At 71.6% G+C, this 25,176-nt stretch carries 19 protein-coding genes; 5 read left to right on the forward strand and 14 right to left on the reverse strand.

What is annotated here, in order from left to right; all coding sequences use genetic code 11:
- Positions 1–18: 18 nt before the first annotated feature.
- Both CP982_RS32960 and CP982_RS32965 read right to left on the reverse strand, forming a co-directional pair.
- Entirely contained in the window at positions 19–513 is a 495-nt protein-coding gene (locus tag CP982_RS32960) for an NUDIX domain-containing protein (protein ID WP_150513796.1), read from the reverse strand.
- Positions 514–595: 82 nt separating this feature from the next.
- Entirely contained in the window at positions 596–2,314 is a 1,719-nt protein-coding gene (locus tag CP982_RS32965) for a BCCT family transporter (RefSeq protein ID WP_150513797.1), read from the reverse strand.
- Between the two features lie 229 nt (positions 2,315–2,543).
- Between CP982_RS32965 and CP982_RS32970 the strand changes: the two genes are divergently transcribed.
- Positions 2,544–3,665, forward strand: coding sequence for a glycerate kinase (locus CP982_RS32970; RefSeq protein WP_150515835.1), 1,122 nt, complete (start codon positions 2,544–2,546; stop codon positions 3,663–3,665).
- Between the two features lie 117 nt (positions 3,666–3,782).
- Here CP982_RS32970 and pssA read toward each other — a convergent pair whose 3' ends face one another.
- The 9 genes from pssA to CP982_RS33015 all read right to left on the reverse strand — a co-directional run bounded on the left by pssA (position 3,783) and on the right by CP982_RS33015 (position 14,876).
- A complete protein-coding gene (gene pssA / locus CP982_RS32975) occupies positions 3,783–4,646 on the reverse strand; it encodes a CDP-diacylglycerol--serine O-phosphatidyltransferase (protein ID WP_138962568.1) in 864 nt (287 codons plus the stop codon).
- Entirely contained in the window at positions 4,633–5,289 is a 657-nt protein-coding gene (locus CP982_RS32980) for a phosphatidylserine decarboxylase (protein WP_138962569.1), read from the reverse strand. Before CP982_RS32980 ends, pssA begins: the two co-directional genes overlap by 14 nt.
- A gap of 182 nt (positions 5,290–5,471) precedes the next feature.
- Positions 5,472–6,677: an acyl-CoA dehydrogenase family protein gene (locus CP982_RS32985; RefSeq protein WP_150513798.1), complete on the reverse strand. Its 1,206-nt coding sequence runs from the start codon at positions 6,675–6,677 to the stop codon at positions 5,472–5,474.
- A gap of 7 nt (positions 6,678–6,684) precedes the next feature.
- A complete protein-coding gene (locus tag CP982_RS32990; protein WP_144323844.1) occupies positions 6,685–7,197 on the reverse strand; it encodes a MaoC family dehydratase in 513 nt (170 codons plus the stop codon).
- Between the two features lie 5 nt (positions 7,198–7,202).
- The gene (locus tag CP982_RS32995; protein ID WP_144321736.1) at positions 7,203–8,168 is read right to left on the reverse strand and encodes an HpcH/HpaI aldolase/citrate lyase family protein; all 966 of its coding nucleotides are present in this window, start codon (positions 8,166–8,168) and stop codon (positions 7,203–7,205) included.
- Positions 8,165–10,216, reverse strand: coding sequence for a protein meaA (locus tag CP982_RS33000; RefSeq protein ID WP_150513799.1), 2,052 nt, complete (start codon positions 10,214–10,216; stop codon positions 8,165–8,167). The genes CP982_RS32995 and CP982_RS33000 overlap by 4 nt, the downstream gene beginning before the upstream one ends.
- 46 nt (positions 10,217–10,262) lie before the next feature.
- Entirely contained in the window at positions 10,263–11,600 is a 1,338-nt protein-coding gene (ccrA, locus tag CP982_RS33005; protein ID WP_150513800.1) for a crotonyl-CoA carboxylase/reductase, read from the reverse strand.
- Positions 11,601–12,106: 506 nt separating this feature from the next.
- Entirely contained in the window at positions 12,107–12,916 is an 810-nt protein-coding gene (locus CP982_RS33010) for a TetR family transcriptional regulator (protein WP_150513801.1), read from the reverse strand.
- Positions 12,917–13,052: 136 nt separating this feature from the next.
- A complete protein-coding gene (locus CP982_RS33015) occupies positions 13,053–14,876 on the reverse strand; it encodes a 3-hydroxyacyl-CoA dehydrogenase family protein (protein ID WP_150513802.1) in 1,824 nt (607 codons plus the stop codon).
- 353 nt (positions 14,877–15,229) lie between these two features.
- Here CP982_RS33015 and CP982_RS33020 point away from each other — a divergent pair, with 353 nt between their 5' ends.
- Complete coding sequence (locus CP982_RS33020) at positions 15,230–15,808, forward strand: HEAT repeat domain-containing protein (RefSeq protein ID WP_144321740.1); 579 nt, start codon at positions 15,230–15,232, stop codon at positions 15,806–15,808.
- Between the two features lie 72 nt (positions 15,809–15,880).
- Here CP982_RS33020 and CP982_RS33025 read toward each other — a convergent pair whose 3' ends face one another.
- The 3 genes from CP982_RS33025 to CP982_RS33035 all read right to left on the reverse strand — a co-directional run bounded on the left by CP982_RS33025 (position 15,881) and on the right by CP982_RS33035 (position 19,143).
- Positions 15,881–16,297, reverse strand: a complete 417-nt coding sequence (locus tag CP982_RS33025) for a RidA family protein (RefSeq protein ID WP_150513803.1) — start codon at positions 16,295–16,297, stop codon at positions 15,881–15,883.
- Between the two features lie 68 nt (positions 16,298–16,365).
- Positions 16,366–17,952, reverse strand: coding sequence for an alpha/beta hydrolase (locus CP982_RS33030; protein ID WP_150513804.1), 1,587 nt, complete (start codon positions 17,950–17,952; stop codon positions 16,366–16,368).
- Positions 17,953–18,096: 144 nt separating this feature from the next.
- A complete protein-coding gene (locus CP982_RS33035; protein ID WP_150513805.1) occupies positions 18,097–19,143 on the reverse strand; it encodes an Rv2578c family radical SAM protein in 1,047 nt (348 codons plus the stop codon).
- Between the two features lie 156 nt (positions 19,144–19,299).
- Here CP982_RS33035 and CP982_RS33040 point away from each other — a divergent pair, with 156 nt between their 5' ends.
- From CP982_RS33040 to CP982_RS33050, 3 genes are all read left to right on the forward strand, one after another.
- Positions 19,300–19,743 (forward strand): SRPBCC family protein, encoded by a 444-nt coding sequence (locus CP982_RS33040; RefSeq protein WP_150513806.1) that lies wholly within the window; start codon positions 19,300–19,302, stop codon positions 19,741–19,743.
- Positions 19,744–20,073: 330 nt separating this feature from the next.
- Positions 20,074–22,470 (forward strand): MFS transporter, encoded by a 2,397-nt coding sequence (locus CP982_RS33045; RefSeq protein ID WP_150515836.1) that lies wholly within the window; start codon positions 20,074–20,076, stop codon positions 22,468–22,470.
- A gap of 201 nt (positions 22,471–22,671) precedes the next feature.
- A complete protein-coding gene (locus CP982_RS33050; protein WP_150513807.1) occupies positions 22,672–25,110 on the forward strand; it encodes a SpoIIE family protein phosphatase in 2,439 nt (812 codons plus the stop codon).
- Positions 25,111–25,176 lie beyond the last annotated feature (66 nt).

A 25,176-nucleotide genomic window follows, 5' to 3' on the forward strand; every position in this document is an offset into this window, starting at 1 on the left:
CCGCGCGCCGGGCACGGGTCAGCGGGCCGGACGCCCGTCCTCCAGCTCCACCGCGCCGCCGCCCGCCGCCAGCACGTCGAGCGCGGCCCGAAGGCGGCGCGCCAGCGGTTCCGAGAGGTACGCGTCCAGGTCCGCGGGGGCCACCAGGCGCCAGGAGAGCAGCTCCTCCTCCTGGATCCGGATGGCCGCGAACCGCTCGTCGGGGAGCACCCCGCCGTCGTACAGGAACGCCACCAGCGGCGGCCGCTCGTCCGTGCCCGGCACCCAGTCGACCACGAGGAGGCCGCCGGGCTCGATGTCCAGGCCGACCTCCTCGGCGGTCTCGCGACGCGCGCCCTGCCGGGGCGTCTCGCCGTCGGCCGACTCGACCCCGCCGCCGGGAAGCGCCCATTTCTCGCGGTAGTTGGGCTCGACGAGCAGGACGCGGCCCGCCGGGTCCCGGATCACGGCGGCGGCTCCGGCGAGGACGCGCGGGAGACCCGCGATGTAGGCGGCGTAATCGAGAGTCGTCACGGAGGGAAGGGTAGCCCCGCGCGGTGGGGCGCCGAGGTGCCCCACCGCGCGGAGCACGCCCCCGCGCGACCCCCGAGCGCCCTCAGTCGTCCGCCCGCCCCCGGGACCGCGCGATCCGGCGGAGCCGCGGGTGCCGGTCGGCCGACTGCGAGGTCATGGCGTCGCCGACCATCGCCCGCACCGCGTCCCGCAGCCCGTGCAGCGCCGTGTGCCGCGCGGGCCCCGCCCCCGGGTCCACCCGCAGCTCCTTCAGGAGCGCCCAGCACAGCGCCAGCATGACGACGACGAACGGCAGGGCCACCAGAATGGTCGCGCTCTGCAGGGACTTGAGACCGCCCGCGACGAGCAGCACGGCGGCCACCGCCGACATCAGCGCGCCCCACGTGACGACGAGCCAGGTGGGCGGGTGCAGCGAGCCGCGGCTGCTGAGCGAGCCCATCACGAGCGAGGCGGAGTCGGCGCTGGTGATGAAGTACGTCATGACGAGGACCATCGCCACCCACGAGGTGACCGTGGTGAGCGGCAGGCCGTCCAGCATGGCGAACAGGGACGCCTCCGCGCCCTCCTTGGCCTTGGCCGCCATGTCCACCGCACCGGTCAGATCGAGCCGGATGCCGGTGCCGCCCATCACGCAGAACCACACCACGGTCGCCCCGCTCGGCACGAGCAGCACCCCGATGAGGAACTCCCGGATCGTACGGCCGTGGGAGATCCGCGCGATGAACGTGCCGACGAACGGCGCCCAGGACAGCCACCACGCCCAGTAGAAGATCGTCCACGCGCCGAGCCAGGTGCTGTCGGTGAAGGCGCCGGTGCGCGTGGCCATCGGCAGCAGCTCGTGCAGGAAGCCGCCGACGCTCGCCGGGATCGCGTCCAGGATGAACACGGTCGGGCCGAGCACGAAGACGAACAGCATCAGGAGGGCGGCGAGCGCGAGGTTGAGGGTGCTCAGCCACTTCACACCGCGGTGCACCCCGGAGAAGGCGGAGAGCACGAAGGCCGCGCCGAGCGAGGCGATGATGATCAGCTGGAGGGTGGTGGTGTCCGCCACGCCCGCGGTGAGGTGCAGCCCGGTGGCGACCTGGAGCGCGCCGACGCCGAGGCTCGTGGCGGTGCCGAAGACGGTCGCGAAGACGGCGAGCAGATCGATGACCCGGCCGGGCCACCCGGCCGCCCGCGCCTCGCCGATCAGCGGGACGAAGACCGAGCTGAGCCGGTTGCCGCGGCCCTTGCGGAAGCCCGCGTACGCGAGGGCGAGGCCCGCGATGCCGTAGATCGCCCACGGCGTCAGGGTCCAGTGGAAGAAGGAGTACTCGAACGCGACGCGGGCGGCGCCCCCGGTGCGGGGCTCGGCGCCGGAGGCGGGCGGCGGGTCGAGGTAGTGCGTGAGCGGTTCCCCGACGCCGTAGAACATCAGGCCGATGCCCATGCCCGCGCTGAACATCATCGCGATCCAGGCGAGGTTGGTGAACTCCGGCTCGGAGTCGTCGGCACCGAGCCGGATCCGGCCGAAGCGGCCGACCGCGAGCAGGACGCACAGGATCAGGAAGACATCGGCGGCGATCACGAAGAGCCAGGCGAAGTTGTCCAGGACCCAGGAGAGGGCGGAGCCGGTCGTGCTCTCGAAGGACCTCTTGCCGATGGCCGCCCAGGCGACGACGCCGAGGACGACGAGGGCGCCGATGCCCACGACGGTGAAGTCGGGGGAGCCGTCGGGGGCGGAGCCGGGCGGAGGGGGCGGTTCCGACGGGCCGCCGGGGGCGTCGTCGGGCAGCGGTTGATCGATCATTTCCGTGCTCATGTCGCCCCACTATGGGTGGCTATCCACCGGTTCTCGGGGCTGACGCGCCGTCCTTGAGCCCAGGTGACCATGGGCAGGGGGCCCTTCCTGCGGTTATGGTCGCAGCGGCGCGACTGCCTTGACGCGAGCAAGGCCCGGAAAGCAAGGGGAATGCACGGTGGCGGACGCTGGAGTGACGACGGTTCATGACCGGGGCCGCGAGGCGGGGGGCGGCGACGGCCGCGGACATGTGCTGATCGCCGCGGACAAGTTCAAGGGGTCGCTCACGGCCGTACAGGTCGCCCGGCGCGTGACGGCGGGCCTGCGCCACGTCGTGCCGGACCTGCCGGTGCGGGCGCTGCCGGTGGCGGACGGCGGCGACGGCACGGTCGACGCGGCCGTCGCGGCCGGGTTCGAGCGCAGGGAGGTGCGCGTCACCGGGCCGCTGGGCAACGAGGTCACGGCGGCGTACGCGCTGCGCGAGGGCACGGCCGTGGTGGAGATGGCCGAGGCGTCGGGCCTGCAGCGACTGCCCGACGGCGTGTTCGCGCCCCTCACCGCCACGACGTACGGCACGGGCGAGCTGATCCGCGCCGCCCTCGACGCGGGCGCGCGCGACATCGTCTTCGGGGTCGGCGGCAGCGCGACCACGGACGGGGGCGCGGGGATGCTGGCCGCGCTCGGCGGGCGGTTCCTGGACGCGGCCGGGCAGCCGGTCGCCCCCGGCGGCGGGCCACTGCGCGACCTGGAGTCCGCCGATCTGTCCGGGCTTGACCCGCGCCTGAAGGACACCGGGATCGTGCTCGCCAGCGACGTCGACAACCCGCTGACCGGCCCCAAGGGCGCCCCCGCGGTGTACGGCCCGCAGAAGGGCGCGTCACCCGAGGACGTGGCGGCCCTCGACGCCGCGCTCGCGCAGTTCGCGCGGGTGCTCGCCCGGTCCGCCGGACCGCAGGCCCAGGAGTACGCCCAGGCGCCCGGCGCGGGCGCCGCGGGCGGCATCGGCTACGGCGCCCTCGTGGGGCTCGGCGCGTCCTTCCGGCCCGGCATCGAGGTCATGCTGGACGTCCTCGGCTTCGCACCCGCCCTTGCCGGGGCACAGCTCGTCATCACCGGTGAGGGCTCCCTCGACGAGCAGACCCTGCACGGCAAGGCGCCCGCCGGGGTCGCCGCCGCGGCCCGCGCCGCCGGGATCGAGGTCATCGCCGTCTGCGGGCGCCTGGCGCTGTCGCCGACCGCGCTCGGCACGGCGGGCATCCGCCGCGCGTACGCCCTGACGGACATCGAGCCGGACGTCCGGCGCTGCGTGGCCGAGGCGGGCCCGCTCCTGGAACGCCTCGCGGAGGGCATCGCGCGGGACTGTCTGAGCTGACCGCGGAAGGCCGGGCGGGCCTGAACCGCAAGAACCCCGGGCGGGCCTGAACCACAAAAACCGGGTGGGCCTGAACCACGAGGATTCAGGCCCACCCGGCACGAAGGTCACGCGAGGCTACGGCAGCTGTGCCGCCCGTGCCTCGCGGCGGTTGTCCCGGAAGTTGTTCACCCGGCGGGCCGTGGCGAAGAGCGGGATCACGGCCCCGAGCACCAGCTGCAGCGCGCAGCCCGTCTGGAGCAGCAGCTGCCCGCCCGGCGCGTCGAAGGCCCAGGCCGCGAGCAGCCCCATCGCCGAGACGATCCACGCCAGCATGGCCACCGCGAGGGGCCCGCGGGGCTTCGGGTACTCGACGCGGCTGACCATCAGCCACGCCGTACCGATGATCGCGAGGAGCGTGGCCACGAAGGGCAGCTCAAGGAGCACGATCGAGACGACCGTCAGGGCCCCGAAGGGCGACGGCATCCCCTGGAACACCCCGTCACGCAGTGTCACGCACGAGAATCTCGCGAGCCGTAGCACCACCGCCAGGAGGACCACGATCGCGCCCACCGCCGCGACCCGCTGATGCGCGTCGTCGGCGACCATCCCGTACACGAGCACGAAGTACGCGGGCGCGAGCCCGAAGCTGATCAGGTCCGAGAGGTTGTCCAGCTCCGCGCCCATCGGCGAGGACCGCAGCTTGCGCGCCACGAGGCCGTCGAACAGGTCGAAGACCGCCGCGCAGAGCATGAGGATCACGGCCGTGGCCGCGCTGTGCCGGGCCATGCCCGACTCGTCACTGCCCGTGAGGTGCGGGATGAGGATGCCGGTGGTCGTGAAGTACACCGCCATGAACCCGCACGTGGCGTTACCGAGCGTGAGGGTGTCCGCTATCGACAGACGCAGCGACAGGGGCATGTCCTCGTCGGCGTCGTCCACGGCGTCGACCGCCTCCGGCACCCAGCCGCCCGTCTGCGCCTCGGGATCAGTCACGGTCAATGCGAGTCACCCCAGCCACGGTCTTCTGACCGACCTCGACGTCCACCTCGACGCCCTCGGGCAGGTAGATGTCGACGCGCGAGCCGAAGCGGATCAGCCCGATCCGCTCGCCCTGCTCCACCTTCGTGCCCTGCGGCACGTACGGCACGATGCGCCGGGCCACCGCGCCCGCGATCTGGATCATCTCGATGTCGCCGAGCTCGGTGTCGAAGTGCCAGACAACGCGCTCGTTGTTCTCGCTCTCCTTGTTGAACGCCGGGACGAACCCGCCCGGGATGTGCTCGACCGACGTCACCGTGCCGGCCAGCGGCGCGCGGTTGACGTGGACGTTCAGCGGGCTCATGAAGATCGCGACGCGGGTGCGCCCGTCCTTCCACGGCATGATGCTCTGCACGACGCCGTCGGCCGGGGAGATCACCCTGCCCTGGGTGATCTCGCGCTCGGGGTCGCGGAAGAACCACAGCATGCCCGCGGCGAGTGCGGTGGTCGGTACGGCGAGGGCCGCGGCGCCCTTGGACCGGCGGGACCGGGCCAGGCTGAGGGCCGCGGTGGCGACGGTCGGCAGGAGCCACGGCGATGCTCCGCGCGCGAGGCGTACGCCAGCCAGGCTGTCGCGAGGTGCAGAGGTTTGGCTGTGGGGCATGGATGACCTTCGTAGCGGATGATGCCGCACTGCATACGGGGGGACGGCGGCTTTCCCGGGATCGTATCGGTTGCGAGCCACAACTGGGCAAGCGAGGAAGCCGAGTCGGCCGCCCGAGCGTGCTGACTGGGTGTGATCTTCTTCTCGATTAGATCTCGAAGAAATCGCCCCAAACCGGGCATTCAGCCCTGGAATCGATACTCTTCGAGGAGTCGTCGGCCAATGATCATTTTCTGGATCTCGGCGGTACCTTCACCGATGAGCAGCATCGGCGCCTCTCGGTACAGGCGCTCGATCTCGTACTCCTTCGAGAAGCCGTAGCCGCCGTGGATCCGGAACGCGTCCTCCACGACTTCCTTGCAGTATTCGGACGCCAGGTACTTCGCCATCCCTGCTTCGAGGTCGTTTCGCTCCCCGGAGTCCTTTTTGCGTGCTGCGTTTACCATCATCGCATGGGCGGCCTCGACCTTGGTAGCCATCTCCGCGAGCTTGAACTGAATTGCCTGGTGCTGCGCGATCGGCTTGCCGAAAGTGTGGCGTTGCTGGGCATAGGAGACGCCCAGTTCGAAGGCACGCTGAGCGACGCCGCAGCCACGCGCCGCTACGTTCACGCGGCCGACCTCGACGCCGTCCATCATTTGGTAAAACCCCCGGCCGGTGGTCCCGCCGAGCACGCGATTGGCTGGAATGCGCAGGTCATCCATGACCAGCTCGGTGGTATCGACCCCCTTGTACCCCATCTTGTCGATCTTGCCCGGGATGGTCAGTCCGGGGCGCACCTCGCCGAACCCCGGTTCCTTCTCCACCAGGAACGTCGTCATCGACTTGTGCGGGGCCGTGCCCTCCGGGTGGCCTTCGTCACTTCTGACGAGGACGGCCACGAGCGTTGACGTACCGCCGTTCGTCAACCACATCTTCTGACCGTTCAGGACGTACTCGTCGCCGTCCTTGACCGCCTTCGACGTGATCGCCGACACGTCCGAGCCGAGCGCCGGCTCCGACATGGAGAACGCGCCGCGGACCTCGCCGAGCGCCATCCGCGGCAGGAAGTGCTCCTTCTGCTCCTGCGTGCCGTGCTGCTTGAGCATGTACGCCACGATGAAGTGGGTGTTGATGATGCCGGACACCGACATCCAGCCGCGCGCTATCTCCTCCACGCACAGCGCGTACGTCAGGAGCGACTCGCCCAGGCCGCCGTACTCCTCGGGAATCATCAGGCCGAACAGGCCCAACTCCTTGAGCCCGTCCACGATCTGCTGCGGATACTCGTCGCGGTGCTCCAGGTCCGTCGCGACCGGGATGATCTCTTTGTCGACGAAGTCACGGACGGTGGACAGGATTTCCCGCTGGACGTCCGTGAGGCCTGCGGTCTGGGCGAGTCGGGTCATGGCTGCCTCACTTCTCCTGGGACTTGAGGTCCGGGCGGCCGGGCTGCTCGCCGCCGCGCTCCTTGATGTACGTCTCGGTCGGCACCATCACCTTGCGGCGGAACACACACACCAGCGTGCCGTCCTGCTTGTATCCCTTTGTCTCCACGTGGACGATGCCGCGGTCCGACTTCGACCTGGACGGCGTCTTGTCGAGGACCGTCGTCTCTCCGTAGATCGTGTCGCCGTGGAAGGTCGGCGCCACGTGCTTGAGCGACTCGACCTCCAGGTTCGCGATCGCCTTGCCCGAGACGTCCGGTACGGACATGCCGAGGAGCAGCGAGTAGATGTAGTTGCCCACGACGACGTTCTTCCCGAAGTCCGTCGTCTTCTCCGCGTAGTTGCTGTCCATGTGCAGCGGGTGATGATTCATCGTGAGCAGACAGAACAGGTGGTCGTCGTACTCGGTGACCGTCTTGCCGGGCCAGTGCTTGTAGACGGCGCCGACTTCGAACTCTTCGTAGGTGCGGCCGAACTGCATGTCCCTCACGCCTCCGGAGCTTCGAACGTCGACGTGCGCCGCATGCCCGCCGCACGGCCCTTCCCGGAGATGACGAGCGCCATCTTCCGGCTCGCCTCGTCGATCATCTCGTCGCCGAGCATCGCCGAGCCCTTCTTGCCGCCCGCCTCGGAGGTGTAGTACGCGTACGCGTCCAGGATCAGCTCGGCGTGGTCGTAGTCCTCCTGGGACGGCGAGAACACCTCGTTCGCCGCCTCCACCTGGCCGGGGTGCAGGACCCACTTGCCGTCGAAGCCGAGGGCCGCGGCGCGCCCGGCGACCTCGCGGTAGCCGTCGATGTTCTTGATCTGGAGGAAGGGGCCGTCGATGGCCTGGAGGTCGTGGGTGCGGGCGGCCATCAGGATGCGCATCAGGATGTAGTGGTACGCGTCCGCCGGGTAGCCGGGCGGCTGCATGCCCACGACGAGCGACTTCATGTTGATCGACGCCATGAAGTCCGCGGGGCCGAAGATGATCGTCTCAACTCGTGACGAGGCGCCCGCGATCTCGTCAACATTGACCAGACCCTTCGCGTTCTCGATCTGCGCCTCGATGCCGATGCGCCCGACCTCGAAGCCCATCGTCTTCTCGATCTGCGTCAGGAGCAGGTCGAGGGCCACGACCTGCTGGGCGTCCTGGACCTTGGGCAGCATGATGCAGTCGAGGTTCTGGCCCGCGCCCTCGACGACGGTCACGACGTCGCGGTACGTCCACTCCGTCGTCCAGTCGTTGACGCGCACCACGCGCGTCTTGCCCGTCCAGTCGCCCTCGTTGAGGAACTTGACGATCGTGTGCCGCGCCTCCGGCTTGGCTAGCGGCGCGCAGGCGTCCTCCAGGTCGAGGAAGACCTGGTCGGCGGGGAGGCCCTGGGCCTTCTCCAGGAAGCGGGGGTTGCTTCCGGGGACCGCGAGACAGGAGCGGCGGGGGCGAAGGCGGTTGATGGGCTCACTCATGCGGGGACCTCCAACGGGTCGAGGTGGTTCGCTGTGCGGATCTCGTCGACGATACGGCCGATGATCTCCGTGATGCCGAAGTCCTTGGGGGTGAAGACGGCGGCCACGCCCGCCGCCCTCAGGTCCTCGGCGTCGCTGCTGGGGATGATGCCGCCGGCGATGACGGGGATGTCGTTGGCCCCGGCGGCGCGCAGCCTGGTCAGGACGTCCGGCACGAGCTGCGCGTGCGAGCCGGAGAGGATCGACAGGCCCACCGCGTGCACGTCCTCCGCGAGCGCCGCGTCGACGATCTGCTCGGGGGTGAGCCGGATGCCCTGGTAGACGACCTCGAACCCGGCGTCGCGGGCCCGGACCGCGATCTGCTCGGCGCCGTTGGAGTGCCCGTCGAGGCCTGGCTTGCCGACCAGGAAGCGGAGCTTGCCGGTGCCCAGGTCGGCGGCCGTCTTCTCCACCTTGTCGCGGACCAGGGCCAGCGGCGTGCCCGCCTCGGCGGTGACCGCGAGCGGCGCCCCGGAGACGCCCGTGGGCGCCCGGAACTCGCCGAAGACCTCCCGCAGGGCGCCCGACCACTCGCCGGTCGTCACACCGGCGCGGGCGCACTCCAGGGTGGCCTCCATCAGGTTGCCCGTGCCCGCCGCGACCTCCTTGAGCCGGTCGAGGGTCTGCTGGACGGTCGGGAAGTGGAACGGGTCGCCGCCGCCCTGCCGGTCGGAGGACTCCTGGCGCGTGGTGCGCCAGTCCCGCACCGCGGTGACGACCCGCTCCTCGACCGCCGGGTCGACCGTCATGATCGCCGTGTCCAGGTCGGCCGTGAGCGGACTCGGCTCCGTCGCCTCGAAGACGTTCACGCCCACGATCTTCTCGTCGCCCGCCTCGATCCGCGCGCGCCGCTCCGCGTGCGAGGACACCAGCTGCGACTTCAGATAGCCGGACTCGACGGCGGCCATCGCGCCGCCCATCTGCTCGATGCGGTCCATCTCCTCCAGGGAGGCCTCGACGAGCGCGTCGACCTTGCCCTCCACGACGTGCGAGCCCGCGAAGATGTCCTCGTACTCCAGGAGGTCCGACTCGTGCGCGAGGACCTGCTGGATGCGCAGCGACCACTGCTGGTCCCAGGGCCGGGGCAGGCCGAGGGCCTCGTTCCAGGCCGGGAGCTGCACGGCACGCGCGCGTGCGTCCTTGGAGAGTGTGACGGCGAGCATCTCCAGGACGATGCGCTGGACGTTGTTCTCGGGCTGCGCCTCGGTCAGGCCGAGCGAGTTGACCTGCACGCCGTAGCGGAAGCGCCGCTGCTTGGGGTTGGTGACGCCGTAGCGCTCGCGGGTGACCTGCTCCCAGATGCGGCCGAACGCGCGCATCTTGCACATCTCCTCGATGAACCGGACGCCCGCGTTCACGAAGAACGAGATGCGCGCGACGACGTCACCGAACTTCTCCTCCGGCACCTGCCCGGAGGCGCGCACGGCGTCGAGGACGGCGATCGCCGTGCTCATCGCGTACGCGACCTCCTGCACCGGCGTGGCCCCGGCCTCCTGCAGGTGGTAGCTGCAGATGTTGATCGGGTTCCACTTCGGGATGTGCGCCACCGTGTACGTGATCATGTCGGTGGTCAGCCGCAGGCTCGGCCCCGGCGGGAACACGTGGGTGCCGCGCGACAGGTACTCCTTGACGATGTCGTTCTGCGTCGTCCCCTGGAGCGTGGTGATGTCGACGCCCTGCTCCTCCGCGACGACCTGGTACAGCGCGAGCAGCCACATGGCGGTCGCGTTGATCGTCATGGAGGTGTTCATCTGCTCCAGGGGGATGTCCTGGAACAGCCGCCGCATGTCGCCGAGGTGGGACACCGGGACGCCGACCCGGCCCACCTCCCCGCGCGCGAGGATGTGGTCCGGGTCGTAGCCGGTCTGCGTCGGCAGGTCGAACGCGACCGAGAGGCCCGTCTGGCCCTTGGCCAGGTTGCGGCGGTAGAGCGCGTTCGACGCCTCGGCCGTGGAGTGACCGGCGTACGTCCGCATGAGCCACGGCCGGTCCTTCTGGCGTTCCGTCATGTGCGTAACCTCGGAGTCCTCGGTGTTCCCAATGGCCTCGGCGTCCTCAGACGTTCCGGAAGCGGTTGATGGCGTCGATGTGCCGCGCGCGCTTCTCGGGGTCGCGCACGCCCAGGCCCTCCTCGGGGGCGAGCGCGAGGACGCCGACCTTGCCCTGGTGCAGATTGCGGTGCACGTCGTAGGCGGCCTGCCCGGTCTCCTCCAGGGAGTACACCTTCGAGAGGGTTGGGTGGATCTTGCCCTTGGCGATGAGCCGGTTGGCCTCCCACGCCTCGCGGTAGTTGGCGAAGTGCGAGCCGATGATGCGCTTCAGGGACATCCACAGGTAGCGGTTGTCGTACTCGTGCATGTAGCCCGAGGTGGAGGCGCAGGTGGTGATGGTGCCGCCCTTGCGGGTCACGTAGACGCTGGCGCCGAAGGTCTCCCGGCCGGGGTGCTCGAAGACGATGTCGATGTCCTCGCCGCCGGTGAACTCGCGGATGCGCTTGCCGAAGCGCTTCCACTCCTTGGGGTCCTGGGTGCGCTCGTCCTTCCAGAACCTGTAGTCCTCGGCGTTGCGGTCGATGATCGCCTCGGCGCCCATGGCGCGGCAGATGTCGGCCTTCTGCGGGCTGCTCACCACGCAGATGGGGTTGGCGCCGCCCGCGAGAGCGAACTGCGTGGCGTACGACCCGAGTCCGCCGCTGGCGCCCCAGATCAGCACGTTGTCGCCCTGCTTCATCGCCGCGCCGTTGCGCGAGACGAGCTGCCGGTACGCGGTGGAGTTCACCAGGCCGGGCGCCGCGGCCTCCTCCCAGCTCAGATGGTCCGGCTTGGGCATGAGCTGGTTGGACTTCACCAGGGCGATCTCGGCGAGCCCGCCGAAGTTGGTCTCGAAGCCCCAGATGCGCTGCTCCGGGTCGAGCATCGTGTCGTTGTGCCCGTCGCTGGACTCCAGCTCCACGGACAGGCAGTGCGCGACGACCTCGTCGCCGGGGTGCCAGGCGTTGACGCCGGGCCCGGTGCGCAGCACGACGCCCGCGAGGTCGGAGCCGATGATGTGGTACGGCAGGTCGTGACGCTTCGTCAGGTCGCTGAGCTTGCCGTACCGCTCGAGGAATCCGAACGTCGACAGGGGCTCGAAGATCGACGTCCACACGGAGTTGTAGTTCACGCTCGACGCCATGACCGCCACCAGGGCCTCGCCCGGGCCGAGTTCGGGCACCGGCACCTCGTCCAGGTGCAGCGACTTGCGCGGGTCCTTGTCGCGCGTGGCGAGACCGGCGAACAGCTCGGTCTCGTCCTTGTGCACGGTCACGGCGCGGTACGACTCGGGCAGCGGCAGCGCGGCGAAGTCGGCGGCCGACGTGTCCGGCGATTGGATCGCGTCCAGGATTTCCTGCATGGGTTGCCTCCGGCGAAGGGCACCCCGTGGGGGGTGCTCTGAGGGGTACGTCGGGGTGGTGCGTGGTGCGTGGTGCCTGGGTGCTTCGAGGGGTGCGCGTGCTCGGTGCTCGAAGGGTGCGTGGGGGCCTCGGGCCCGCGCGGTGAACGGGAGGTGCGAAGCGGTGGTGCCGTCGGTTCGGCGGAGGTGGTGCTGCGGCGGCGCCGTGGTGGGGCGCGGGAGGTGCCTGTGACGCAGGCGTCCGGGCGCGCTCGCCGAGGCTTGCGGGGACAGCCGGCGTACGGGTGTTGTCCGCTCGCCGGCCGCCCGGACAACATCAACGTATGACACCGCGTGCCAGTCGGCAAGACACTCAGTGCCAACAATTTCTCTCAGTTGTCATCGGCCCGGTTCATCTGAGCGATGATCGATCATTGCAGGTCAGAGGGGGTGCGCACGCGGGCAGAAAGAAGCCCGCCCGCTCCCGGAGGGGGAGCGGGCGGGCGGAGCGGGGGTGCCGGGTGGGGTCAGGGGCGCGTACGCAGTGCCTTCTCGATGGTGCGCATGATCTCGTCGAGGGGAGCGTCCGTGCGGGCCACGGCCACCAGGACCTCGCCCCGGTCGGAGACGGTCGCGGGCGCCCCCGAGGGCGCCGCGTCCCGCCCGGCCCCGATCCCGGTGCCGAACGTCCGCCGCACGATGCCGAAGGCGTGGTCCAGCTGCGACTCCACGTCCCCCTGCCCCCCGGCCCGCAGCCACCGCCGCAGGACGTGGTTGTGGGCCGTGACGACGGCGGACGCCGCGACCTCCGCGAGCAGCGGGTCGTCGTTGCCGTCGTGGTGCGCGTGCTCGTCGAAGTGCCCGAGGAGATACCGCGTGAACAGCCGCTCGTAGCGCGCGACGGAGGCGATCTCGCGCTCCCGCAGCGTCGGGACCTCGCGCGTGAGGCGGTACCGCTCCACGGAGACGGCGGGCGAGGCCGCGTACATCTTCATGACTTCCTTGATGCCGCGGCACACGGTGTCGAGCGGGTGCTCGTGCGCGGGCGCCGCGTTGAGCACGGCCTCCGCGCGGATCAACGTGTCGTCGTGGTCGGGGAAGATCGCCTCTTCCTTGGAGCGGAAGTGGCGGAAGAAGGTCCGGCGGGCGACCCCGGCCGCGGCCGCGATCTCGTCGACCGTCGTGGCCTCGTAGCCCTTGGTCGCGAACAGCTCCATGGCCGCGGCCGCGAGCTCGCGGCGCATCTTGAGCCGCTGCGCGGCGGCACGGTTGCCCGCGGCGCTCTCCGGAGCGTCGGGCGTAGCGGGCGTACGTGAGGACTTGGCGGCCTTGGGCATGACCCGAACGTACTGCATGTGCGCAGCTGAGTGCGCCCGCGGGACGGGACCGCCCGACGGTTCGAGCAGCCCTCCCCAGTCCGCCCGCCCGCCGCGCGCGGAGCCGTACGCGGCGGGCGGTCCTTCCGGGGCCCGGTCAGCGCCGGGCATATTCGCGGAAGCCACGGCCCGTCTTGCGGCCGAGGCAGCCCGCGGCCACCAGATGCTCCAGGAGCGGCGCGGGCGCGAGGCCCGGCTCGCGGAATTCGCGGTGCAGGACCTTCTCGATGGCCAACGACACGTCCAGGCCGACGACGTCCAGGAGCTCGAAGGGCCCCATGGGGTAGCCGCCGCCCAGCTTCATGGCGGCGTCGATGTCGTCGAGGGACGCGTAGTGCTCCTGGACCATCTTGATCGCGTTGTTGAGGTACGGGAACAGCAGGGCGTTCACGATGAACCCGGCCCGGTCCCCGCAGTCCACCGGGTGCTTCTTGATCGTCGCGCACAGTTCGCGGGCCGTCGCGTGCACCTCGTCGGTGGTGAGCACCGTCCGCACGACCTCGACGAGCTTCATCGCGGGCGCCGGGTTGAAGAAGTGCAGACCGATCACGTCACCGGGGCGCGAGGTGGCGCGGGCGCAGGCGACGACCGGCAGCGAGGACGTCGTGGTGGCGAGGACGGCGCCCGGCTTGCAGATCTTGTCGAGCGTCGCGAAGAGCTGCCGCTTGACCTCCAGGTCCTCCGCGACGGCCTCCAGGGCCAGATCGACGTCCGCGAACGCCTCGTACGAGCCGCTCGGCGTGATCCGGTCCAGGGTCTTCGCGGCGGACTCCGCGCTCATGCGGCCCTTGTCGACGGAGCGCGAGAGCGACTTGGCGATCCGGGTCTTCGCCGTGACGGCCTTCTCCTCGCTGCGGGCCGCGAGCACCACGTCGTACCCGGCCTTGGCGAAGACCTCCGCGATGCCGGACGCCATCGTGCCGGACCCGGCCACGCCCACCGCGCGCACCTCGCGCCCCCGCACCTGCCGCGCGCCCTCGACGGGGGTCAGTGCGTCGCGCACCACCTCGGCGCTGTCCGGTTCGGCGTACGTGTAGAAGCCGCGGCCCGCCTTGCGCCCCGTCAGGCCCGCCTCGCTGAGCTGTTTGAGGATCGGCGCGGGCGCGTGCAGCCGGTCCCGGGACTCGGCGTACATGGCGTCGAGGACGGTGCGGGCGGTGTCGACGCCGATCAGGTCGAGCAGCGCGAGGGGCCCCATCGGCAGGCCGCAGCCGAGCCGCATCGCCGCGTCGATGTCCTCGCGGCTCGCGTACTTCGCCTCGTACATCGCCGCGGCCTGGTTGAGATAGCCGAACAGCAGTCCGTCGGCGACGAATCCGGGGCGGTCGCCGACGGCGACGGGCTCCTTGCCGAGCGCGGTGGCGAGTTCGGTGACGGTGGCGACGGCCGCGGGGGCGGTCAGGACGGACGAGACGACCTCGACGAGCTTCATCGCGGGCGCCGGATTGAAGAAGTGCAGGCCCAACACCCGCTCCGGGCGCGCCGACTCGGCCGCGAGCCGCGTCACGGACAGGGCGTTGGTGCCGGTGGCGAGGATCGCGTCCGGGCGCACGATGCCGTCGAGAGCGCGGAAGATCTGCTGCTTGATCTCGTACGACTCCGGCGCGACCTCGATCACCAGGTCGGCGTCGGCGGCCGCCTGGAGGTCGGTGGAGGTGCGGAAGCGGGCGAGGGCGTCGACGCGCTCGGACTCGGTGAGCCGCTCGCGGCGCACGGCGCGCGCCGTCGAGGCCTCCAAGGCGCTGACGGCGTGCGCGGCGGCCCGCTCGCTGATGTCGATGCCGATGACCTCGCGGCCCGCGACGGCGAGGACTTCGGCGATGCCCGCGCCCATCGTGCCGAGGCCGACGACGGCCACGGTGTGCAGCGGCGCGCCGGACGTACTGGACGTACTGGACGAACTGGTGGAGGGAGCGTCCATGCGGGGACTCCAGGAGTGAGTGACGACTGAGAGGGCGCACGCGCGGGGCGCGCGGCGGGGGCGCACCGGACACGTCGCCACGCGCGCGTGGGAGCCACGCGAGCGGCGTGAAGGGGTGTACAGCGCGCGTGAGTTGCGCGAGAAGGGGAGCCGACGGGCCCTGTCCCGGAGCCGCGTCGTCCTGCGGTACGTGCGTACCGAACCGACAACACTCTCGACGGCTGCGTCACCAGGCCGTCAGGAGTCGTGGAGTTGCTACGGGGAGTGTGCCCCGCTCACATGAGATTAACCGGTGAGTAACGAGCGCGCCAGCCCCCGGTGTCTGTGACCTCGGTCGCGACTAGGCTCACCGCATGGATGCGGAGTTGCGGACGGTGACGGAGCGCTTACGACGTGAGGCGGCCGCGTCGGGAGCGCAGAAGGCGTACGAGAGACTGCTGGCCGTCAGCGATCCGGACGAGCTGGCGGGCATGCTCCAGGCGGCGGGACAGCCCCTGTGGGCGCGGGAGTTGGCGGCGGTGCGGCTCGGTGCGGCAGGCGACAAGCGCGCCTTCGAGTCGCTGGTCCTTCTGCTCAACCACCGGGATCCGCCGCGCTGCGCCGCCGCCGCGTACGCGCTCGCCCGGCTCGGCGACCCGCGCACGGCACGCGCGGCGGCCGCGCTCGCCACGAACGAGCTACGGGTGGCTTACGCGCTGCACCCCGTACGGCTGCTCACCGAGCTGCGTGCCCCGGAGTCGGCGCCGGCGCTGATCACCACGCTGCGGCGCCGCCTCGCGCCCAACGATCCGTACGGCAAGGTGGCGCTCGCCTGCGTGGAGGGCCTGGGCGCCCTGGGGGACGCCCGGGCGATCCCGGTGCTCACGGCCGCCGTCGCCCACCCGCGCCTCGCGGCGGCGGCCTCGGCGGCCCTGGCGCGCGTGTCGGCGTGAGTCGGTCGGGTACGACGCGGCGCTGGAGCCGTACGCACGGCTCCAGCGGGGCGGCTGAGGGGGCGCGTCGCGCTAGGCGCCCGCCGTGGCCTCGTCCGGCACGACCGCGAGGGCTTCTATCTCCATCAGGAACTCGGGCGAGACCAGCGCCGCGACCTGCACGGCCGAGGCCGCCGGAAGCCGCTCGGGGTCGAGGTACGCGTCCCGCGCGGCGCGCACCGCGGGCATGTGGGCCGTGTCCGTGACGAAGTACGTCAGCTTGATCACGTCGTCGAAGGTGGCGCCCGCTGCCGCCAGGCAGCGCCGCAGGTTCTCGAAGACCCGCATGGCCTGCGCGGCGGCGTCGCCCGCGCCGACCAGCTCGCCCCGCTCGTCCAGGGCGAGCTGACCGGAGACGGCGACCAGGCGGCCGGTGCCCGTCACGACGTGGGTGTACGCCGTGGCGGGCGCGACTCCGTCAGGGGCGTGGATGTGCGTCAGTCGGCTCATGATCCCCATGGTGGACCATGGGTCTGACAACGCCCCGGCGCAGTCGTGCGCGCCGGGTCCGGGAGGGCTCAGCTCCGGAAGCCGAGCAGCCCGTGCAGCTCGGCGCCCCGCGCCGCCTTGCCCCCGGGCTGCGCCCGCCGCGGCTTGGGATCCGGCAGCGCCTTGCACACCGCGTCGACCTCGCCGCCGCTGCTCGGCACCTCGCCCTTGTCGAGGTACTTCGCCAAGTACCGGTCAAGACAGGCGTTCCCGCTCAGGGTGACGCCGTGGTTGCCGCCGCCCCACTCCACCACGAGGCGCGAGCGGCGCAGCTCGCGGTGCATCCTGACCGCGCCCTCGTAGGGGGTCGCCGCGTCGTCCGTCGCCTGGAAGAGCAGCACCGGCGGCAGCGCGGAGTTGCGGACGTCCGTCGGGCGCAGACCGGCGGTCGGCCAGAACGCGCACGGCGCGTTGTACCAGACGTTGTTCCAGGTCATGAAGGGCGCCTTCGCGTACACCGCCCAGTTGTCCTCGCGCCACCGGTCCCAGTCGCGGGGCCACGCCGCGTCCCGGCACTGCACGGCCGCGTACACCGAGTAGCCGTTGTCGCCCGCCGCGTCCACGGCGCCCAGGCTCTCGTACGCCTTCACCAGCGGCCCGGTGCGGTGCTGGTTCGCGTAGGCGGCGAACGCCTCGGCGAGCAGCGGCCAGTAGCCGTTGTAGTAGCCGCCCGGCAGGTAGGTGTCCTCCAGCTCGGCGGGGCCGACCTTCCTGCCCGCGGGCTTCTTGGCGACGGCGGCGCGCAGGGCGTACCACTTCGCCTCGATCTTCGCGGGGTCCTTGCCGAGCTTGTACGCCGCGTGGTGCTTGGCCACCCACGCGAAGAACGCCTTGTGGCGGGCGTCGAACGCGAAGTCCTGGGCGAGGTTGGCCTCGTACCAGACGGCCGCCGGATCGACCACGGAGTCGAGCACCATGCGGCGCACACGGTCGGGGAAGAGCCGGGCGTAGACGGCGCCCAGATAGGTGCCGTACGAGTACGCGAAGTAGTTGACCTTCCGGGCGCCGAGCGCCGCCCGGATCGCGTCGATGTCCTTGGCGGCGCTGACGGTGTCGATGTACGGCAGCACGTGCGCGTACTTCTTGGCGCACGCCTTGGCGAACGCCTGCACGCGGTGCAGGTTCGCGCTCTCCAGGGCGGGCGTCGTGGGCACCGAGTCGGGCCGGACCGGGGCGGCGTGCCCGGGGCGGCAGGTGAGGGCGGGGGTGCTGCGGCCGACGCCGCGCGGGTCGAAGCCGATGACGTCGTACTGTGCGGCGACCTTCTTGGGCAGGGACGCGGCGACCGCTCCGGCCATCGTCAGGCCGCTGCCGCCGGGGCCGCCGGGGTTGACCAGGAGGGGCCCCTGGTACGTCTTCGCGGTGTGTCGCACGCGGGAGAGGGCGAGCGTGATCTGCTGCCCGTGCCGGCGGTCGTGGTCGAGGGGCACCTTCAGGGACGCGCACTCCAGGCGCGGGTGGTCGGGCGTCGCGCACTTCTTCCACACGAGGGTCTTGGGGGTGTGCGGGGTGCGCGGCGCGGTCCGTGAGTCGGCACCCGCGGCGGAGGGCACCGCCGCGACGAGGCCGGCCACCAGGGCGGCGATGCCGCACAGAGAGACGGCGCTTCTTCTCATGGAGCCTCCCGGGACGGAGGGTTCGGGGCCGTGCTGCCCACGACCCCCGCCGCATGGTCCCGGAATCACTGCCCGGAAGAGGCCGTTCTGGAGAGAAATGACCTGAAAGGAGCACGGTGTGAACGGGTGCGCCCCGCCCGCCGGTCAGAGCAGCGTGAGCTGCGTGGCACCCGGTGCGGACGCGTCCTCCTGGGGCGCCGCCCGCAGTGCGCGGATGCGGCGCGCGGCACCCGCGCGCGTGGGGCCGACGCCGAACTCCTCGGCGAGCTCGTGCACCTGGCGGGTGATCCGGCGCTGGTACCACTTGGGCGCGTAGGCGCCCTCCGCGTACAGGCGCTCGTAGCGCCGCACCAGATGCGGATGGTGGTGACCCAGCCACTCCATGAACCACTCGCGCGCGCCGGGGCGCAGATGCAGGACCAGCGGGGTCACCGACGCCGCCCCGGCCCCGGCGATCGCCCGCACCGTGGCGCGCAACTGGTCGGGGTGGTCGCCGAGGAAGGGGATCACCGGTGCCATCAGGACGCCGCAGCCGATGCCGTGCCCGGTGAGCGTGCGCACGACCTCCAGGCGCCGCCCGGGGGCGGGCGTGCCCGGCTCGACCGTGCGCCACAGGGTCTCGTCGAGGAAGCCCACGGACACCGAGATGCCGACGTCGGTGACGGCGGCGGCCTGCCGCAGCAGGTCCAGGTCGCGCAGGATCAGCGTGCCCTTGGTGAGGATCGAGAACGGGTTCGCGTGATCGCGCAGGGCCTCGATGATGCCGGGCATCAGCCGGTAGCGGCCCTCCGCGCGCTGGTAGCAGTCGACGTTCGTGCCCATCGCGATGTGGTCGCCGTGCCAGCGCGGCGAGGCCAGCTGGCGGCGGAGCACGTCGGGCGCGTTCACCTTGACGACGATCTGGCTGTCGAAGCCGAGCCCGGTGTCGAGGTCCAGATAGCTGTGCGTCTTGCGCGCGAAGCAGTACACGCACGCGTGCGTGCAGCCCCGGTAGGGGTTGACCGTCCACTCGAAGGGCATGCGGGAGGCCCCGGGCACGCGGTTCACGATCGTTCTGGCCCGGATCTCGTGGAAGGTGATCCCACGGAACTCAGGCGTGTCGAAGGTCCGCGTGGTCACCGCGTCCGCGCCGAACAGCGCGGCGTCCGCGGTGCCCCGGCGCGGCCCGTCGGACAGGTTCTCCCAGCGCATGACGCCTCCTCGGTAGCACTGGCCACACAATAGAACACATGTTCCCATGATCGTGCGGACGTCACCCCCGACCTGAGGGGACCCGATTTGGGGCGCCGCCGCACAGGGTGGTTGGGTGACGGTCGAACCCTTGAGACACCAACTGGAGGAAGTGCCATGGCGCAGGTCGAGGCGACCACGGAGCGGATCATCACGGCGCGGCCGGAGGACGTCTTCGATGCGCTCGCCGACTACAGCGGCACGCGCGAGAAGGTCCTGTCCGAGCACTTCAGCGAGTACGAGGTGCGCGAGGGCGGCGACGGCGAGGGCACCCTCGTCCACTGGAAGCTCCAGGCGACCAGCAAGCGCGTCCGCGACTGCCTGCTCGAGGTGAGCGAGCCCACCGACGGCGAGCTGGTCGAGAAGGACCGCAACTCATCCATGGTCACCACCTGGCGCGTGACCCCCGCGGGCGAGGGCAAGGCGCGCGTGGCCGTCTCCTCGGTGTGGAACGGCGCGGGCGGCATCGGCGGCTTCTTCGAGAAGACCTTCGCCCCCAAGGGCCTCGCCCGCATCTACGACGCCGTCCTCGACAAGCTCGCCGCCGAGGTCGAGAAGTAGACCTCAGCCGAGGCCGCGCGGGCGCGGTTGAGGAGCAGTGGCGAGAAATCGCCGCACCCGGCACGGGAGTTGGGGCCGGTGCGACACGGAACCGTGTCGCACCGGCCCCAACTCCCGTTTAAGCCATCAGGGTTGTTCGCACGCTCACCGATTCGAGTGGTTTCCGGCGCGGGCCGGTGGTGCGCCGTAGGGCTCCCACCGGCGCTTACGTGCGCCGGTGCACCTCTCGGTGTGACTCGTCGCGCTTGCTCGCAGTTGTCGCGTAATGCGAGAAATGGGCGGCGCAGGCGTGACTGAGGGGAGCAGCAGGTGGGCGGGACGACGCTGGCGATGAGCGCGGAACACGGCGAACGGGCGGACACCCGGGCCCCGGTGGCCGACGCGGCGCAGGAACCACCTCCCCCGGAGGCCTGGGGGCCGCCCCCGGGGGAGCTCGGCCCCGCCCGGGTGCGCATGGTCTTCTTCGCCCTGATGCTGGCCCTGCTGCTCGCCGCCCTCGAGCAGATGATCGTGGCCACCGCTCTGCCGAAGATCGTCGGCGAGCTGCACGGCCTGGACCGGATGTCGTGGGCGATCACCGCGTATCTGCTCACGTCCACCGTCGGTCTGCCCATCTACGGCAAGCTCGGCGACCTCTTCGGGCGCAAGGGCGTCTTCCAGTTCGCGATCGTCGTCTTCGTGCTCGGCTCCGCGCTCGCGGGCTGGTCGCGGACCATGGACCAGCTCATCGCCTTCCGCGCCCTCCAGGGCGTCGGCGCGGGCGGCCTGATGATCGGCGTCCAGGCGATCATGGCGGACATCGTGCCGCCCCGCGCGCGGGGCCGCTACATGGGCGTGATCGGGGCCGCCTTCGGGCTCGCGTCCGTCGCGGGCCCGCTGCTCGGCGGATTCTTCACCGACCACGTCTCCTGGCGCTGGTGCTTCTACTTCAACGTGCCGTTCGGCCTGGTCACCCTGGCCGTCGTCACGCTCGTGCTCAAGCTCCCCAAGCCCGTCGCCCGGGGGCGCCTCGACGTGCTCGGCGCGCTGCTCCTCACGGCGGCGTCCACCTGCCTGGTGCTCCTGACGAGCTGGGGCGGCACCGAGTACGCGTGGGGCTCGCGCGTCATCCTGGGGCTCGCCGCGGGAGCCGTGGTGGCGACCGTGCTCTTCCTGGTGGTCGAACGGTTCGCGGCAGAACCGATCATCCCGCTCCGCCTGTTCCGTGATTCCGTCTTCAACATCACGGGTCTTGTAGGGCTCGTCGTGGGAATCGCCCTCTTCGGAGCGGCCAGTTATCTGCCGACGTTCCTCCAGATGGTCGACGGCGCGAGCGCCACGGAATCCGGGCTCCTCATGCTGCCGATGATGGGCGGCGTCGTCGGCGCCTCGATCGTCGCCGGACAGCTCATCAGCCACACGGGGCGCTACCGGATCTACCCCGTCCTCGGCGGCGCCCTGTCGGTGATCGGCATGTACTTGCTCTCGCGCCTGGAAGCCGACACGCCCCGGCTGCACTACAGCGTCTGGATGGCCGTCCTCGGCGCCGGCGTCGGCCTCGTCATGCCCGTGCTGATCCTCGCCGTGCAGAACGCCGTACCGCCCGCCGACCTCGGCACCGCCACCAGCGCCAACAACTACTTCCGGCAGATCGGCGGCAGCGTCGGCGCCGCCGTGTTCGGCACGCTCTTCGCGAACCGGCTCACCGACGCGCTGGCCGACCGGCTCCCCGAGGCCGCCGGGCTGCCGGACCCCGAATCGATCACCCCGCAGGTCGTCCACGTGATGCCCGCCCACCTGCGCGAGGGCTACATCCAGGCGTACGCGGACGCGATGCCCCGGATCTTCCTCTACCTGGTGCCGGTGCTCGTCCTCGGCCTGCTGTTCGCCTTCTTCCTCAAGGAGACACCCCTGTTGTCCAGTGCCGCGTCCACCAACGCCTCCCTCGCCGAGCCTCCGGTCATCCCCGAGGCCCGCACCCCGTACGTCGCCGGAGTGCCCGTCTGCGGCACCGTGCAGCACCCGGACGGCACCGTCGTGCCGCGCGCCGCCCTGACGCTCATCGACGTCGCGGGCCAGCAGATCGGCCGGGGTGCGAGCGGCGACGACGGGCGGTACGCGCTCGCCACCCCCGGGTCCGGCTCGTTCGTGCTGATCGCGGCGGCGGGCGGGCACCAGCCGCAGGCCGTCACCGTCACCGTGGGCGAGCGGCCCGTGGAGCTCGACGTCGTGCTCGGCGGCGCCGGACGCCTCGCCGGGACCGTGCGCACCGCCGACGGCACGCCCGTACGGGACGCCGCGGTGACCCTCACCGACGTCCGCGGCGAGGTCGTCGCCACGGCCCGCAGCGGACGCGAGGGCGGCTATGTGATCACGGAGCTGGTGGCCGGTGAGTACACCCTCGCCGCGAGCGCCCCCGCGTTCAGGCCCGCGGCCCTGCCCGTCAGCGTGCAGGCCTCCCGGGAGACCCGCCAGGACATCGAGCTGGCCGGCGGTGCCGTGCTGCGCGGCACCGTGCGGGCCGGCGGCGGTCGGCCCGTCGAGGACGCGCGCGTGACGCTCCTGGACGCCGCGGGCAACGTCGTCGACACGCTCACCACCGGCGTGGACGGCACCTTCCGGTTCATCGACCTGTCGTCCGGCGAGTACACGGTGATCGCGGCGGGCTATCCGCCGGTCGCCACGGTGCTCCAGGTCGCCGGTGGCGGCCGGACGGAGCGTGACCTGCAACTGGGCCACGAGGACTGAGCGGCGCGGGCCCCACCGGCCGGACTCACCGGGGCGGGCGGACTCACCGGACCGACCGGGACGGGCGGACCGCGAGGACCGGACAGTATCGCTCCCCGCGCGGTCAATTCGCGCAAGGCAGCGCGTGGCAACCCGTCCCGGTCGTACGGTGGTTGAGGGGCGGTGCAGATCTTTGCCGCGCCGTGGGAAGGAGCCTTGGCCATGGAGCGTGGGACCCCGGAGGGCGGGACCGCGGCGCACAGCGCCGTGTCCGGCCGCATTCCGCTGGCCGTGGTCGTCATCGACGGCGCCGGTCTCGTCTCGCACTGGAGCGCCGGCGCACGCCGCCTGTTCGGCTACGCCAAGGACGACGCCGTGGGCCACCCGGCGGGCGACCTGCTGCCCGTCTCCGGCGCCCTGCCGCCGCAGGACGGGACGCGCTACGGCACGTACGACGCCCTGGGGCCCGACCTGGGCAACTCCCTGGACGGGCACATCTCCTACCCGGCCGCGGGCCGCGCCCGGCTGACGCCGTCGGCGAGCGGCGGCGGACACGGCGAGCGCGTCGACGTCCTGTGGTGGGCCTATCCGCTGGTCGGCCCCGGCCCCGAGCGGATGCTCGTGCTCGCCGCGGACGCCGCCCGGCTGGCCCGGGACGACGCCGTGGACCGCGCCCATGTGGAGCGCATAGCCCCGGGGTTCGCGCTGCACACCGACTTCCCCGGGGCGGACGATCTCGCGGAGCGGCTCCCGGAGATCCTGCCCAGCATGAGCGTGGCCGAGAGCGCCCGCATCGTGTCGCAGATCCTGGAACTGGGCTATCCGGTGCTCGAGTTCAGCCAGCACGACCGGGTGCCCGTCACGCCCGACTGGGGCGTGCCGCGCCGGGCCGAGCGCCAGGCGCGCAAGCGGCGTGCGGCCGAGGCGGCCGCCGCCGGGATCGCGCCCGGCCCGGCCTCCGCCGACGACGTCGAGGACCTGGAGTACGCGGCGGTCCGCGAGCACCTGGAGTTCCTGAACGAGGTGAGCGCGCGCATCGGCTCCTCCCTCGACCTGTCCCGCACCATCCAGGAGGTCAGCAAGGCCGTCGTGCCGCGCTTCACCGACGTCGCGGGCACCTATCTGCGCGAGCAGGTCGTCGCGGGCGAGGGCTTCCCCGAGGGCGTGCCGGACGAGACCACGCTGTGGCACCGCGTCGCCGTGGAGCACACCGACGAACCGGGCCGCTGGGACGACGTCGTGCCGGTCGGCGAGTCCATGCCGTTCCCCGCGCACACGCCGTTCTTCCAGTGCATGACGTCGGGCGATCCGGTGCTCGTGCCGCGCATCACCGAGGAGATGGGCAACGCCATCGCCTCGCAGTTCGAGAAGCGCGACATCCGCCCGCTCATCAACCACCGCTCGATGCTGATCGTGCCCCTGAAGGCCCGCAATGTGGTACTCGGGTTCATGATCCTGCTGCGCCACCGGGAGCGGCCCGTCTTCACCGACATGGACCGTGTGACCGGCGCCGAACTGGCCGCCCGCGCGGGCCTCGTGCTGGACAACGCGCGCATGTACACCTACCAGGAGTCGGTCGCCGACACCCTCCAGGACAGCATGCTGCCGCACATCGCGTCCCGGATGTCCGGCTGCGACATCGCCACCCGCTATCTGCCGGGCACCCTGCTCGGCCGGGTCGGCGGCGACTGGTTCGACTCCGTGAAGCTGCCCGGCGCGCGGACGGCCCTCGTCGTCGGCGACGTCATGGGCCACGGCCTGAACTCGGCGGCGATGATGGGCCAGTTGCGCACCGCCGTGCAGACGATGGCCGCGCTCGACCTGCCGCCCGCCCAGCTCCTGCGGAACCTGGACGACCTGGCGCAGCGGCTCGGCGAGCACTATCTGGCGACGTGCCTGTACGCGGTGTACGACCCCATCGCGGGCGATCTGCACCTGGCGAACGCGGGCCACATCCCGCCCGTCCTGGTACGCGCCCGCTCCGGCCGCAGCGAACTCCTCGACCTGCCGACCGGGGCGCCCATAGGAGTCGGCGGCGTGCCGTTCGAGTCCGTCCGGGTCCGCGTCGCGCCCGGCGACCGCCTGCTGATGTGCACCGACGGGCTCGTCGAGGTGCGCGGCGAGGACATCGGCGTCGGCCTCGCCACGCTCGTCGAGTCCGCGGCCCACCCCGCCGCGTCCATGGACGCCGCCTGCGACACGATCATCCGCGCGCTCAACACCCGCGGCGGGCGCAAGGACGACGTGGCCCTGCTGATGGCCCGGCTGAACGGCGTCGCCTCCGAGGACGTCGGGCACTGGCGGATCGCGGCGGACCCCTCCGAGGTCAGCAGGGCCCGCGACCTGGTGCGCCGCCAACTGCGCGCCTGGGGGCTCGACGTCCTGGAGGACGTGGCGACCCTGCTGGTCAGCGAACTCGTCACCAATTCCGTACGGCACGCGCGCGGCGGCCGCATCGGGCTGCGCCTGGTCCGCTCGGGGCGCGTCCTGTGCGAGGTCGACGACGAGGACCCGTCGCTGCCGACGCTCCTGAACGCCGGGCCCGGCGACGAGTTCGGGCGCGGCCTCCGCGTCGTCACCCGGCTCGCCAAGGAGTGGGGCACGAGCAGCGGCAGCTCCGGCAAGACGGTGTGGTTCGAACTGGAGTCGCCGCGCCGTTAGGTGGGCGCGGGGCGCGCGTCGGCGGCCGCGCCCCGTCACTCGTGCCGGTACGCGGGCACACGCCCG

This window comes from Streptomyces spectabilis, assembly GCF_008704795.1.
In the GTDB taxonomy this organism is placed as follows: Bacteria; Actinomycetota; Actinomycetes; order Streptomycetales; family Streptomycetaceae; genus Streptomyces; species Streptomyces spectabilis.

Coding starts and splice junctions, on each gene's coding strand:
- CP982_RS32965 (WP_150513797.1), bottom strand. CDS start 2,314: ATGAGCACGGAAATGATCGATCAACCGCTGCCCGACGACGCCCCCGGC.
- CP982_RS32980 (WP_138962569.1), bottom strand. CDS start 5,289: ATGCCCCACAGCCAAACCTCTGCACCTCGCGACAGCCTGGCTGGCGTA.
- CP982_RS32985 (WP_150513798.1), bottom strand. CDS start 6,677: ATGACCCGACTCGCCCAGACCGCAGGCCTCACGGACGTCCAGCGGGAA.
- CP982_RS32990 (WP_144323844.1), bottom strand. CDS start 7,197: ATGCAGTTCGGCCGCACCTACGAAGAGTTCGAAGTCGGCGCCGTCTAC.
- CP982_RS32995 (WP_144321736.1), bottom strand. CDS start 8,168: ATGAGTGAGCCCATCAACCGCCTTCGCCCCCGCCGCTCCTGTCTCGCG.
- CP982_RS33000 (WP_150513799.1), bottom strand. CDS start 10,216: ATGACGGAACGCCAGAAGGACCGGCCGTGGCTCATGCGGACGTACGCC.
- ccrA (WP_150513800.1), bottom strand. CDS start 11,600: ATGCAGGAAATCCTGGACGCGATCCAATCGCCGGACACGTCGGCCGCC.
- CP982_RS33010 (WP_150513801.1), bottom strand. CDS start 12,916: ATGCCCAAGGCCGCCAAGTCCTCACGTACGCCCGCTACGCCCGACGCT.
- CP982_RS33015 (WP_150513802.1), bottom strand. CDS start 14,876: ATGGACGCTCCCTCCACCAGTTCGTCCAGTACGTCCAGTACGTCCGGC.
- CP982_RS33020 (WP_144321740.1), top strand. CDS start 15,230: ATGGATGCGGAGTTGCGGACGGTGACGGAGCGCTTACGACGTGAGGCG.
- CP982_RS33025 (WP_150513803.1), bottom strand. CDS start 16,297: ATGAGCCGACTGACGCACATCCACGCCCCTGACGGAGTCGCGCCCGCC.
- CP982_RS33030 (WP_150513804.1), bottom strand. CDS start 17,952: ATGAGAAGAAGCGCCGTCTCTCTGTGCGGCATCGCCGCCCTGGTGGCC.
- CP982_RS33035 (WP_150513805.1), bottom strand. CDS start 19,143: ATGCGCTGGGAGAACCTGTCCGACGGGCCGCGCCGGGGCACCGCGGAC.
- CP982_RS33040 (WP_150513806.1), top strand. CDS start 19,300: ATGGCGCAGGTCGAGGCGACCACGGAGCGGATCATCACGGCGCGGCCG.
- CP982_RS33045 (WP_150515836.1), top strand. CDS start 20,074: ATGAGCGCGGAACACGGCGAACGGGCGGACACCCGGGCCCCGGTGGCC.
- CP982_RS33050 (WP_150513807.1), top strand. CDS start 22,672: ATGGAGCGTGGGACCCCGGAGGGCGGGACCGCGGCGCACAGCGCCGTG.